The 12,402-nt window shown below is 57.3% G+C and carries 13 protein-coding genes and 1 tRNA gene; 9 read left to right on the forward strand and 5 right to left on the reverse strand.

The window, feature by feature from the left end:
* The first annotated feature begins 569 nt into the window (after positions 1-569).
* Positions 570-1,901, forward strand: a complete 1,332-nt coding sequence (locus GOW93_RS17330) for an NAD(P)/FAD-dependent oxidoreductase (protein WP_170387068.1) — start codon at positions 570-572, stop codon at positions 1,899-1,901.
* Positions 1,902-1,999: 98 nt separating this feature from the next.
* Here GOW93_RS17330 and GOW93_RS17335 read toward each other — a convergent pair.
* Positions 2,000-2,075: transfer RNA gene (locus GOW93_RS17335), tRNA-Ala, on the reverse strand.
* 140 nt (positions 2,076-2,215) lie between these two features.
* Positions 2,216-2,542 carry a TIGR02300 family protein gene (locus tag GOW93_RS17340; RefSeq protein WP_170387070.1) on the reverse strand — a complete coding sequence of 109 codons (327 nt, stop codon included), beginning with the start codon at positions 2,540-2,542 and terminating at the stop codon, positions 2,216-2,218.
* A gap of 100 nt (positions 2,543-2,642) precedes the next feature.
* On the opposite strand from GOW93_RS17340, the gene GOW93_RS17345 reads away from it, so the two are divergent.
* From GOW93_RS17345 to GOW93_RS17355, 3 genes are all read left to right on the forward strand, one after another.
* Positions 2,643-3,338: a M48 family metallopeptidase gene (locus GOW93_RS17345; RefSeq protein WP_254443670.1), complete on the forward strand. Its 696-nt coding sequence runs from the start codon at positions 2,643-2,645 to the stop codon at positions 3,336-3,338.
* A 30-nt stretch (positions 3,339-3,368) separates the two neighbouring features.
* The gene (locus GOW93_RS17350; protein ID WP_170387074.1) at positions 3,369-4,016 is read left to right on the forward strand and encodes a GntR family transcriptional regulator; all 648 of its coding nucleotides are present in this window, start codon (positions 3,369-3,371) and stop codon (positions 4,014-4,016) included.
* A 111-nt stretch (positions 4,017-4,127) separates the two neighbouring features.
* Complete coding sequence (locus GOW93_RS17355) at positions 4,128-5,255, forward strand: lytic murein transglycosylase (RefSeq protein WP_170387076.1); 1,128 nt, start codon at positions 4,128-4,130, stop codon at positions 5,253-5,255.
* 3 nt (positions 5,256-5,258) lie between these two features.
* Here the strand turns inward: GOW93_RS17355 and GOW93_RS17360 are convergent, their stop codons facing one another.
* Together GOW93_RS17360 and GOW93_RS17365 are read right to left on the reverse strand one after the other, a co-directional pair.
* Positions 5,259-6,221 carry an acetyl-CoA carboxylase carboxyltransferase subunit alpha gene (locus GOW93_RS17360; protein WP_170387078.1) on the reverse strand — a complete coding sequence of 321 codons (963 nt, stop codon included), beginning with the start codon at positions 6,219-6,221 and terminating at the stop codon, positions 5,259-5,261.
* Between the two features lie 146 nt (positions 6,222-6,367).
* Positions 6,368-6,964 (reverse strand): LysE family translocator, encoded by a 597-nt coding sequence (locus GOW93_RS17365; RefSeq protein WP_170387276.1) that lies wholly within the window; start codon positions 6,962-6,964, stop codon positions 6,368-6,370.
* A gap of 73 nt (positions 6,965-7,037) precedes the next feature.
* Between GOW93_RS17365 and GOW93_RS17370 the strand changes: the two genes are divergently transcribed.
* Together GOW93_RS17370 and GOW93_RS17375 are read left to right on the forward strand one after the other, a co-directional pair.
* Entirely contained in the window at positions 7,038-7,490 is a 453-nt protein-coding gene (locus GOW93_RS17370) for an Lrp/AsnC family transcriptional regulator (protein WP_170387080.1), read from the forward strand.
* A 117-nt stretch (positions 7,491-7,607) separates the two neighbouring features.
* Positions 7,608-8,186, forward strand: a complete 579-nt coding sequence (locus GOW93_RS17375) for a PA14 domain-containing protein (protein WP_170387083.1) — start codon at positions 7,608-7,610, stop codon at positions 8,184-8,186.
* A gap of 33 nt (positions 8,187-8,219) precedes the next feature.
* Here the strand turns inward: GOW93_RS17375 and GOW93_RS17380 are convergent, their stop codons facing one another.
* Positions 8,220-9,182 (reverse strand): L-malyl-CoA/beta-methylmalyl-CoA lyase, encoded by a 963-nt coding sequence (locus GOW93_RS17380; RefSeq protein WP_170387085.1) that lies wholly within the window; start codon positions 9,180-9,182, stop codon positions 8,220-8,222.
* A 295-nt stretch (positions 9,183-9,477) separates the two neighbouring features.
* On the opposite strand from GOW93_RS17380, the gene dgcN reads away from it, so the two are divergent.
* The 3 genes from dgcN (at position 9,478) to GOW93_RS17395 (ending at position 12,382) form a co-directional block, all read left to right on the forward strand.
* Positions 9,478-10,479, forward strand: a complete 1,002-nt coding sequence (gene dgcN / locus GOW93_RS17385; protein ID WP_170387087.1) for an N-acetyltransferase DgcN — start codon at positions 9,478-9,480, stop codon at positions 10,477-10,479.
* Between the two features lie 65 nt (positions 10,480-10,544).
* Entirely contained in the window at positions 10,545-11,510 is a 966-nt protein-coding gene (gene dgcA, locus GOW93_RS17390; protein WP_170387089.1) for an N-acetyl-D-Glu racemase DgcA, read from the forward strand.
* Positions 11,511-11,521: 11 nt separating this feature from the next.
* A complete protein-coding gene (locus GOW93_RS17395) occupies positions 11,522-12,382 on the forward strand; it encodes a D-amino-acid transaminase (RefSeq protein WP_170387091.1) in 861 nt (286 codons plus the stop codon).
* The last annotated feature ends 20 nt before the right edge of the window (positions 12,383-12,402 follow it).

The raw sequence follows: 12,402 nt of genomic DNA on the forward strand, positions 1-12,402 counted from the left end.
AAGACTTCTTTCTGGGGTCAACAGCCGCTCTCGTCGTGCGCCACGCTCGGTGCTCGGTGCATGTGCTCCGCGTGTAAACCTTACCGACGTACCAAGTTGCCCAAATCGCCCTGTGAATATCTTCTGTGATAGTCACGGGGCTGGCAAACGCCCCAGGAAAATAGCAGCAACCTGTCAATTCAACCTAACTCTTGCGGGTTCTGGAATATAGGTGAGGCCGTGCCCGCACGGTAATTTTCGTGCTCGCCTGTCACTCGCGACCCTGTGAGGAAAATACGCCCGATAGGGTGCCTTCACTCGCTGCACAGCTAGAAGTCGCAAAAACGCTCCTTCGTTGATGTTTTGGCTTTAAAACTCCAATGCTTAGTTCTGAGCGTTCTGCTTTTGGTCCGAATGCTGGCTGGGATTTGCTGACCATTCCGCGCATTGGTTGTACCCGGACTGTTGGCAAGTTCTACACCAACCTCCCAGGTTTTACATTGAACGGCAAAGAATGCCTTTGTCGCCGACACCGGTAAGTATAACAGATTATAAAGAGATTCTGCGAGCCGAACGGAATGAAAGCGACTATGCCACTACATGAATCTGGGGCTGCTCATCCTCAAGATAAAGCCGAAGGGGTGTATTGGCTTCAGGATTTGCCTTCGCCCAGTGCGCGCCCAGAAGTCCCTTTGCAGAAGGTCGATGTCGCCATTGTCGGATCTGGATATACCGGACTGAATGCGGCATTGGTGACGGCCCGGGCGGGAAGATCGACGTTGGTCCTTGATGCAAACGACGTTGGCTGGGGCTGCAGCACAAGAAACGGTGGCCAGATCAGCACCAGTATCAAGCCTGATTTTGAGAAACTCAGCGCGCGTTACGGGCCAGAGAGAGCCAGAGGTATTCGCCAAGAAGGCATTAATGCTCTGAACTGGATTGATGATTTCCTTCGAACTGAGCGGATCAATTGCGGTTTCGTGCGATGCGGACGGTATCATGCGGCCCATACCCCTAGGCACTATGAAGGGCTGGTGCGCCTTGCAGAAAAGCTGAACAAGACCGAAGGTGCGGATGCTTATGCGGTTCCGCGGGACGAACAGCATCGTGAACTAGGGTCGCGCGTCTACTTTGGCGGAGTCGTCTACCCGCATCATGCTTCCCTGGATCCTGCGAGGTATCACCGTGGCTTGTTGGAAAAAGCGATAGAGGCTGGTGTACATGTCACAGGCAATTGCCGGGTCGATACGGTAGAGAAAAACCCCAATGGATTCCTTTTGCAAACATCGAAAGGCGTGGTGCAAACACGAGATGTAGTGGTCGCCACTGGCGGTTACAGCGGGCCACTTTGCAAATGGTTGCAGCGCCGCATTATCCCGATTGGCAGCTATATCATTGCAACTGATCCTCTGCCCGCGTCCTTGTTGGATGAGTTGTTGCCAACGAACCGTATCGTCAACGACACCTGCAAGGTTGTCTATTACTACCGAACTTCTCCTGACAGGACGCGTATTCTGTTTGGGGGGCGTGTCTCAGCCAAAGAAACCGACCCATCCGTGAGTGGTCCGAAATTGCATGCTGATATGTGCCGGATTTTCCCGCAGCTGGCCTCTTACGGATTCTCAAATTCTTGGACTGGTACTGTGGGATATACCTTTGATGAGCTGCCTCATATCGGGGTTCATGACGGCGTGCACTATTCGATGGGGTATTGTGGTACAGGTGTGTCTTTGGCCAGTTATTTGGGTATGCGGGTTGGACAGAAGATTCTTGGCAAGGCCGCGGGTAAAACTGCCTTGGACGGGTTACCCTTTCCCACCCGACCGCTGTATCGCGGCAATCCATGGTTTCTGCCCGCTGCCGTGACCTGGTACAGGTGGATCGACAAAATCCAATACAGGCAAGCCAGCCGCATGAAATGACGGTCGTCGGCAAGTATCCGGCGTATTTACCCTAACTTCGGCAATATGGAGCCAATCGAGAAGAACGTTCTCTTACAGCGCTTTTGGGGAAGGTGAGATGGTGGAGCCTAGGGGAGTCGAACCCCTGACCTCTTGCATGCCATGCAAGCGCTCTCCCAACTGAGCTAAGGCCCCATCAAGGTACTGCCGAAGCAGTGGACGGACGTTTATGAGACGATGGCGGACAGTGCAAGTCCAAAAATGGAAAAAGCTAAAAACTTTCCAACCTACGTCGGGGGCGACATGAGGCGGCAGCTGGCCGCCTCTTGCCGGTTTTAGTTTTCGTCTTCCGACGACATGTCAGTGATATCGTCCAACGAGACCTTATCATTGTCTTCGTCATCATCGTCCAACAGATCATCATCCAGATCGACATCGACATTGTCGTCATCATCCAGAACCAGATCGTCCTCCGACGCGCTCTCACGCGCTTTGGCCGAGGCTGCATCTTCTGCATCTGCGGCGATCATTCGGCTTTTGCCGGTCTCAAGCTCCACGATCTCGCCAGTGTAGGGGCTAACGATCGGGTCCTTGTTCAGGTCATAAAACCGCTTGCCAGTGGTCGGGCAAACGCGCTTTACACCCCATTCTTCCTTGGGCATCTCAAATCCCCTTGATATCAGGTGAGTCGTAGTAATGATTCAGGTCACGTGCCACATGCAGCGGGCACTGTCAAAGCCTTTGAGCAGGAGAAACAGGCATATGGGAGATCACGCACTGCCCGGCAGGCCTCCGGTGGCGCTGACGCTGCGAAAATCGGCGCGGGCACGGCGCATCAGTCTGCGAATTTCGCAATTGGATGGACGGGTTACACTGACTTACCCACAGGGTGTGCCCGAGGCCGAGGCACTGAGTTTCGCCCGAACGAAAGAGGACTGGATACGCCAACATCTGCAGGATCGTCCCGACCCGGCGGTGGTTCAATTCGGTCGGTCCATTCCCGTCGAGGGGGTCGAGCGGCGAATCGTTCCAGCGTCTGGCCGACGGGTCCAACTGCATGCCGATGAGATCGCGGTTCCCGAAGGGGCGGAGGCAAGACGTCTTGCCCGATTTCTCAAAGAGTTGGCGCGGGATCGTTTGACCGGAGCCTGCGATGATTACGCGGCGATGTTGGGTCAGTCTTATTCCAGCCTGACGATCCGCGATACCAGATCCCGCTGGGGATCGTGCAGTTCTGCCGGGGTGCTTATGTTCTCATGGCGGTTGATCCTCGCCCCACCCGAGATTCTGCATTATGTGGCCGCGCATGAGGTGGCACATCTGGTTGAAATGAACCATTCGCGTGCCTTTTGGAAACAGGTGGAACGGATATTCGGTGACTGCCGAACGCAACGGCGTTGGCTGGGCGACAATGGGGCGGTATTGCATCAGTACCGATTTGACGCTGCAGTGAGTTGACCCAGCGCATATTTGTGATCACATGAGGGTATGTTGACTGCACGTCCTTCAGAATCGCAGACTGCCACGCATGATAAGGTCTATCGCGCCCTGCGTTCACGTATCATGCACGGAGAGATGGCACCGGGGCAGGCGCTGACCTTGCGGGGGATTGGCAAGGAATTCGGTGTCTCGATGACACCCGCGCGTGAGGCTGTGCGACGGCTGGCGGCCGAAGGCGCGTTGTTCCTGTCGACTTCGGGCCGTGTCTCAACACCCGAGCTGACCAATGACCGGATCGAGGAACTGGCGGCCCTGCGCGCATTGCTTGAGGTCGAGCTGGCTAGCCGGGCGTTGCCGAGGGCGCATATGGCACTGATCGACCGGCTGCAGAGCATCAACATGAACGTGGCCGAGATGGTGACTAAGCGCGATGCTGTCGGCTATATCCGTACCAATCTGGAATTTCACCGCACGCTGTATCTGCGGGCGCAGGCCCCGGCCATGCTGGCGATTGCTGAAACCGTTTGGTTGCAACTTGGCCCCACCATGCGTGCGCTCTACGGGCGATTGCGGCGCACCGATCCGCCGCATAACCACAAGCTGATCATCGCAGCTTTGCAAGCCGGGGACGAACCCGGATTGCGGCTGGCCGTTCGCTCGGACGTGACGCAGGGCCTGCGGCTGCTGGTAAGCTGAGCGGCTTGTTGCCGAAGCCCTGAAATTGCGTCTGAACGGCTTTGTCGTAGTGGCTTGGAGGTTAGGTCTGGGTTACTCTGGACCAAACCACAACAAGAGCAGATTTCAGTCATGATCAATCGACGGACATTTTCCTTAGGGCTCGGGGCGACCCTTTTCTCCGCCTGTTCCACTGGTGCCCCCACAAGCGCCCCAGCCACGCGGATGCGGGCGGTGCCCAATGCAGGATGGGATGCTTGGGTGGCTGGGTTCAAGGGTCGCGCGGCGTCGCAGGGTATTTCGCAGAACACTCTGAATCGCGCCTTTCAGGGGGCCGGGTATTTGCCTGACGTGATCGAGCGCGACCGCAATCAGGTCGAATTCAAACGCTCGCTTGAAGATTACCTGGCGATTGCGGCGTCGGATGAACGGATCGAGACCGGAAAGCAGATGCTGGTGCGCCACGCAGGCACCCTGTCGCAGATCGAGGCGAAGTATGGCGTCGATAAAGAAGTCGTAGTGGCGGTTTGGGGGCTGGAAAGCCGATATGGCGCGCGGCGCGGCGATGTGCCAGTAATCTCGGCAACGTCTACGCTGGCTTACGACGGGCGACGCGGGGCGTTTTTCGAGAAGCAATTGATCGCAGCCCTGAAGATCATTCAAGAGGGCGACACGACGTCCGACAAAATGACAGGTAGCTGGGCCGGAGCGATGGGGCACACCCAGTTCATTCCCACATCATACCTTGCCTATGCTGTGGATTTCACCGGTGACGGGCGGCGGGATATTTGGTCGGATGACCCCACGGATTCCTTGGCGTCAACCGCAGCTTATCTGGCGCGCGCAGGCTGGGTGCGGGGACAACCTTGGGGTGGAGAGGTGGGAACCGTGTCGGGTACACCTGTCGCGATGTTGCAACCGCAAAAGCCCGGGCCGCGTATCGCCGTGTTTCGGAATTTCCAGGTGATCAAGCGCTACAATAACTCAGACAGCTACGCGATTGGCGTCGGGCATTTGTCTGATCGAATTGCGGGTGGTGCACCGTTCAAGGCATCATTCGGACCGGATGCCACGGGTCTGACGCTGGAAGATCGTAAGGAGCTTCAGCGTCGTCTGACCTCGGCGGGGTACGATACACAGGGTGCGGATGGGGTGATCGGCAACAACACCAAATCCGCCATCAGCGCCTATCAGCGCGCCAATGGGCTGCCGGTGACCAGTGAACCCTCTGTCGCGCTTTTACGACAATTGGGAGGCTGACGGTTACGCCGCCAGCCCTTTTGATCCGATATCCAGGAATTTCTGGCGGCGGTCCTTAATCAGGGCCGCCGCATCTTTACCATCCAGCTCTTTCAGCATGGCGGCAATTGCCTCGCGGACCGATTCAACCGTAGCAGGACGATCGCGGTGTGCACCGCCTTTGGGCTCGGCGATGATCTGATCACAAACGCCCAACTTGTGCAGGTCTTGCGCGGTCAGGCGCAGCGCTTCGGCCGCTTCGCGCATTTTTTCAGCGTCCTTCCACAGGATCGAGGCACAGCCCTCGGGCGAAATCACCGAATAGACCGAATGCTCCAGCATCGCTACGCGGTTCGCGGTAGCAAAGGCAACGGCCCCGCCCGAGCCACCTTCGCCGATGATCACCGAAACCAGCGGCACACCGATCTTCAGGCACATCTCGGTTGAACGCGCGATGGCCTCGGACTGGCCGCGCTCCTCAGCGCCTTTGCCAGGGTAGGCACCCGCCGTGTCGATCAGGGTGATCACGGGCAGGCCAAAGCGTCCGGCCATCTCCATCAGGCGCACAGCCTTGCGATACCCCTCGGGGCGGGCCATTCCGAAATTGCGCTCAATCCGGGATTTGGTGTCGGATCCCTTTTCGTGGCCGATCACCATCACCGGCTGGTCGTTGAAACGGGCCAGGCCACCGATTACTGCCAGATCATCGGCAAAGTTCCGGTCACCGGCCAGCGGGGTGAACTCTGTGAACAGCGCCTCAACATAATCCTGACAATGGGGGCGCTCAGGGTGTCGCGCCACCTGGCATTTCCGCCAGGGGGTCAGATCATCATAAAGCTCTTCCAATAGTTTGGCAGCTTTTGCATCCAGCGCGGCGGCTTCTTCGGCAACGTCCATCTCTTCGTTGGCACGGGCAAGCGCTCGCAATTCCTCGGCTTTGCCTTCGATTTCGGCCAGCGGTTTTTCGAAATCCAGATACTGGGTCATGACGCCTCTCAACGCGGAAGTTCTCTGCTATATGACCTGTGGCTGCCCGGGATGCAACTCAGCATGATTTGCGGATGTGGAATATGGCCACCCGAAAAGGCAAGGAGATTGGTAGGATGCCAAAATCAGCCTTCCGCCGAAGCAGCTCAATTTGACAGCAGGACCGGATAAAGCGAGGCGACCAGTAGCGCCGCCATGGTCCAATTGAACATAACCAATCGGCGCGGGTTGGTCAGAATTCGTGCCATTTGCTGCCCTAGCACGGTCCATGTGCTGACCGATGGCAAGTTCACTGCACCGAATACCACAGCCACGATCACAATGGCCTGCAACGTATGGTCTGGCGTATAGACCGTGGTAGCCGTCAGGGCCATTGTCCAGGCCTTGGGGTTGACCCATTGAAAGGCGGCGGCCTGCAAAAAGGTCATGGGGTCGCCTTTGGCCTTCGCGCCCGACGCGGGGGCCGCATGTGCAATCTTCCACGCGAGGTACAGCAGGTAAAGCACCGAGGCTGCCTTCAGCACCGTATGGCTTATCTGATACCGGTCAAACATCTGCGCCAGACCGGTGCCAACCAGCAGAACCATGACCGTGAACCCCAGACCGATTCCCAGCATATGCGGGATCGTGCGGCGAAATCCGAAATTGGCGCCCGATGCCATCAGCATCAAGTTGTTCGGTCCCGGCGTGATGGACGACACAAAGGCAAAGGCAATCAGGGCCAGAAGAATGTCATAGGTCATGCGGCGCATAATTACCGCGCAAGGGGCAAATGAAATTGCGTTCTGATGCGTAGCTATAGTATTTTCACAATTAATGACGAAGATTGATCAAATAAATCACCATATATTGCGAGAATTGTCCCGTGATGGCCGTATCAGCAATCTGGAGCTGGCAGATCGGGTCGGTTTATCCCCCTCGGCTTGCCTACGTCGGGTGCAAGAGCTGGAGCGTGCAGGTGTGATCTCGGGCTATCGTGCGGTGCTGAACCCATCAGCGCTGGGGGTGGGTTTTGTCGCTTATATCGGTGTTGGTTTGGGAGAGCACACCAAAGCAGCCCAAGAAGGTTTCGAACGCGCCTTGCAAAATGCATCAGAGGTTGTGGAATGCCACAATATTACCGGCACTATTGAATATCTGTTGCGTGTCGAATGCACCGATCTTCCCGCATACAAAACTTTTCATACCGAGGTATTGGGAACTCTGCCGCATGTAACTTCGATCACGTCTTACGTGGTCATGGGATCGCCCAAGGACATGCGCGCCTAATGGGCGAGAATGTGATCGATTGCCGTCTTGCCCGGTAAATTCTCAGGTCTTACTGTCATCACAAAGGTCAATCAAATGGGGATCAACCCCATCAGAACCAAACTCAGGGAGATGACCATGACATTCATCCGAACCGGAGCGCTTGCTGCAGCCTTGGCGTTGATCGCTGGGGTGGGCATTTCTGCACCGTTGAAACTGCAACCCGCCAACCCGCAGCCCAGCCCGCAGGCCGGGTTGAATGTGAAATACTTCGGTACCGGAAATCAGCACAAGAAGATCCGGGACCTGAGCCAGGCAAAGAGCCTGCTGTCTCAAGCAAAGCCCGGAGCACCGTTGCGGGGGTTGGATTACAGGGACACCAGCAAGGGTGAGGATGTTATGACGTTCGACGGCGCTTATAATGTTGCCGCTGAAGTCACGGGGTATATGCGTTTTGATTCACCCGGAATTTACGAGCTCGAAACATGGTCGAACGACGGGATAGAAGCTTGGGTTGGGGGCCAAGAGATAGGCCGCGTGAACGGTGTTCAGGGTTGTGAAGCCAATCAACGAACCGAGGTGGAAGTGCCGCAAGCCGGGTGGTATCCGTTGAAAATCTTTTATTACCAGAAACTCGGAACGTCCTGCCTGATGATGAAGTCGGGCAAACAGGGTGAGCGGTTCACCTGGACACCCAACGACGTTTTCGGCCGGTAAAGCAAAGGCGCCCCGCAGGGCGCCTTTTTAATGTTAGCCGTTGGCGGCGATCAATTCGGCCTGCGCCACTATGACCTCAGCCTGTTTGATCGAGGCGATATCGACCAGGCGGCCTTTGTAAACGGTGGCACCCTCGCCATTGGCCTTGGCCTGTTCCATCGCGGCCAGAATTTCGCGTGCCTCTGATACAGCTTCGTCTGAGGGGGTAAAGACTTGATTGGCCAGTGCGATCTGCTTGGGGTGAATTGCCCATTTGCCAACCATACCCAACGTGGCCGAGCGTTTGGCCTGCGCAATGTACCCTTCATCATCCGAGAAATCGCCGAACGGCCCGTCAACCGGCAGCACGCCATGAGTGCGGCACGCCGCGACGATGGCGGCCTGCGCCCAGTGCCAAGGGTCGGACCAGTGCTTTTCACCTTCGCGCAGCATATAGTAGTTTTCTTGCGTGCCGCCGATGCCGGTGGTCTGCATTCCCATCGAGGCTGCAAAGTCTGCTGCACCTAGGCTCATTGCTTGCATCCGTGGCGACGAAGCTGCGATTTCCTCGACATGCGCAATGCCAGCGGCAGATTCGATGATGACCTCGAAGGACACCGGTTTGGTGCGGCCCTTTGCGCGCTCGATGGCAGTCACCAGCGCGTCCACGGCATAGACATCTTCTGCGCAGCCGACCTTGGGGATCATGATCTGATCCAGACGGTCTCCGGCTTGTTCAAGCAGATCTACCACATCACGATACCAATAGGGCGTATCCAGGCCGTTGATCCGCACCGACATATATTTGCTGCCCCAATCGACCGTATTCAACGCCTCGATCACATTGGCGCGGGCGACGTCCTTGTCCGAGGGTGCAACCGAGTCTTCAAGGTCCAGGTTGATTACATCTGCTGCCGATGCAGCCATTTTCGGGAACAGCTTGGTATTTGACCCAGGCCCGAACAGCTGACAGCGGTTAGGGCGCGCAGGGGCGGCGGGTTGAAGGCGAAAGCTCATCTGGACCTCGTGCGAGTAAGGAAATTACAATTTTCTTGCGTATTGAGGTATTAAATTGCGCAACTATACGCAAGTATCTTTGTGCAGATGCGGCATTGCGTTCGCAGCATCTGCTGCAGGATGCGCCAAGACCGGTGATTAAATTATAATCACTGTGAAAACTTGAAAGATACTTGCAGCATTTTGCGATAATGCGGGAAAATCTCCCATTCGTCCGAATGATGTCGGATGAAAACGCGAAGCACTCGTCGAACACGTCCCATAGGCTAGGTTGGAATCAAAGGAGTAAACCGCAATGATCGAGACACCGTACCTGCTGTTTTTGGGCGATGCGCCCGACCAATTGGCGGCCAAAGTGGCCATCGGCATCCGGGACTGGCGTCCTGAAAATGCCGTGGGCCAGTTTCGGATGGAAGGCTGCAAGGCTGACCTGGGCCTGACCGACATGACCCTGGCCGAGGCCAAAGAGGCCGGCGCCAGAACACTGGTCATTGGCGTGGCCAACCGTGGCGGCGTTATCAGCCAAGCCTGGAAAGAGGTTCTGATTGCCGCGCTGGATATGGGGTATGACGTGGCATCGGGCTTGCACAACCTGCTGCGGGACGAAGGTGATCTGGTCGCTGCTGCACAGACGCATGGTGGCACTCTGCACGACGTGCGTGTTCCGACCGTTGGTTACCCAATTGCCAATGGTAAAAAGCGCAGCGGCAAACGCTGTCTGGCCGTTGGAACCGATTGCTCGGCCGGCAAAATGTATACGGCGATGTCCATGGACGCCGAAATGCGCAAGCGTGGCATGAAGTCGACCTTCCGCGCGACAGGCCAGACCGGCATTCTTATTACCGGGCACGGCGTGCCGCTGGACGCGGTGATTGCGGATTTCATGGCGGGATCGATTGAGTACCTGACGCCTGACAACGATGCGGATCACTGGGATCACATCGAAGGGCAGGGTTCGCTGTTCCACGTTTCCTATTCTGGTGTAACCATGGCTCTGATCCATGGCGGCCAGCCGGACGCGCTGATCCTGTGCCACGAGCCGACGCGCACGCATATGCGTGGCCTGCCAGAGTTTTCGCTGCCGACCCTCGAGCAATTGCGTGACACGGCGCTGCCGCTGGCGCGGGTTGCCAACCCGGATTGTCAGGTCGCCGGTGTTTCGATCAACACGCAGCACCTGAGCGAGGACGAGGCGAAGGACTATATCGCCAAGGTCGAAGCCGAAATGGGTCTGCCCGCAACCGATCCCTATCGCTTTGGCGCTGGTAAACTGGTCGACGCGCTGGCTGCAGTGTGATCAAAGGACTCCGCCGGAGGATGCCTCCGGCGGGAGTATTTTCAAAAAGATGAAGGAGCGGGCGCGTGCAGATTGAAGTCTCTCGTGATGTATTCCGACTGGCGCAGGTCTTTACCATTTCGCGTGGGTCGCGGACCGAAGCCAAGGTGCTGACCGTGCGTGTGACGGATGGGGCGTATGAGGGCAGGGGCGAATGCGTTCCCTACGCACGCTATGACGAGACGCTTGAGTCAGTCGAGGCCGAGATTGCCGGTTTGCCCGAGACGTTTGATCGTGCTGCTTTGATGGAGCTGTTGCCCGCAGGCGCTGCCCGCAATGCGGTGGATTGCGCGTTGTGGGATCTGGAGGCCAAGCGCGCAGGTAAACCCGCTTGGGAACTGGCCGGGCTACCGCTACCGGGCCCCGAGATCACTGCCTATACCCTGTCGCTGGATACGCCCGAGGCGATGCAGGCGCAGGCCGCGGCAAATGCGCATCGTCCGCTGTTGAAGATCAAGCTGGGCACGCCGGATGACATGCCCCGTCTGGAAGCTGTCCGTGCTGGAGCGCCCAATTCCAAGATCATTGTTGACGCCAATGAAGGTTGGTCCGCCGGGGTTTATGCAGATCTTGCACCGCATCTGGTGCGGTTGGGGGTTGCGCTGGTCGAACAGCCTTTGCCTGCCGGGGAAGATGATGCGCTGATCGGAATGGAGCGCCCGGTGCCAGTGTGTGCCGACGAATCTTGCCATGACCGGAGCAGCCTGCCCAAGCTGAAAGGCAAATATGATGTGGTCAACATCAAGCTCGACAAGACCGGGGGTTTGACCGAGGCGCTGGCCCTGCGCGAACAGGCGCTGGCCGAGGGCTATCGCGTGATGGTCGGCTGCATGGTCGGCAGCTCGCTTGCCATGGCACCTTCGACACTTCTGGCGCAAGGCGCGATGGTTACAGACCTTGACGGCCCGCTTCTTCTGGCCGAAGACCGCGACAACCCACTGATTTTTGACGATGCCGGAGTGCACCCGCCGAAAGCGGAACTCTGGGGCTGAGGAGACAAGACATGACCCGCACCGTATATGTAAATGGCGAATATCTGCCCGAGACCGAAGCCAAGGTTTCTATCTTTGACCGTGGTTTTCTGTTTGCAGACGCTGTCTACGAAGTCACCAGCGTTCTGGATGGCAAGCTGATTGACTTCGAAGGCCATGCTGTGCGCCTGAAACGCTCGCTGGACGAGCTGGAGATGGCTGAGCCCTGCACCAAGGACGAGCTGTTGGAAATTCACCGCAAGCTGGTGGAGATGAACGGCATCGTGGAGGGCCTTGTGTACCTTCAGGTGAGCCGCGGTTCGGATGGCGACCGGGACTTTGTGTTCCCTTCGGCCGATACTAAGCCCAGCCTCGTTCTGTTCACACAGAACAAGCCGGGCCTCGCCGACAGCCCTGCGGCCAAGAAAGGTGCCAGTGTCATCTCGATCGAGGATATCCGCTGGGGCCGCCGCGACATCAAGACAGTGCAGCTGCTGTACCCGTCGATGGGCAAGATGATGGCCAAGAAAGCAGGTTGTGACGATGCGTGGCTGATTGAAGACGGCTATGTGACCGAAGGCACCAGCAACAACGCGTATTTCGTCAAGGACGGTAAGATTGTTACCCGTCCGCTGTCCAGGGACATCCTGCACGGGATCACTCGCAAAGCCGTCCTGCGTATGGCGGCCGAGGCGCAGATGGAAGTCGAAGAGCGCCTGTTCACCATTGATGAGGCCAAAGAGGCGGATGAGGCCTTCACGACTTCAGCCAGTGCCTTTGTTATGCCGGTTGTCGAGATTGATGGCGTAACACTGGGCGACGGAACACCCGGCCCGATTGCCAAGCGCCTGCGTGAGATTTATCTGGATGAAAGCCGCAAGGCAGCGATCTAAAGGAAAGGCCCGCCAACTCG

It is taken from the genome of Ruegeria atlantica (assembly GCF_013032455.1).
Classification (GTDB): domain Bacteria; phylum Pseudomonadota; class Alphaproteobacteria; order Rhodobacterales; family Rhodobacteraceae; genus Ruegeria; species Ruegeria atlantica_B.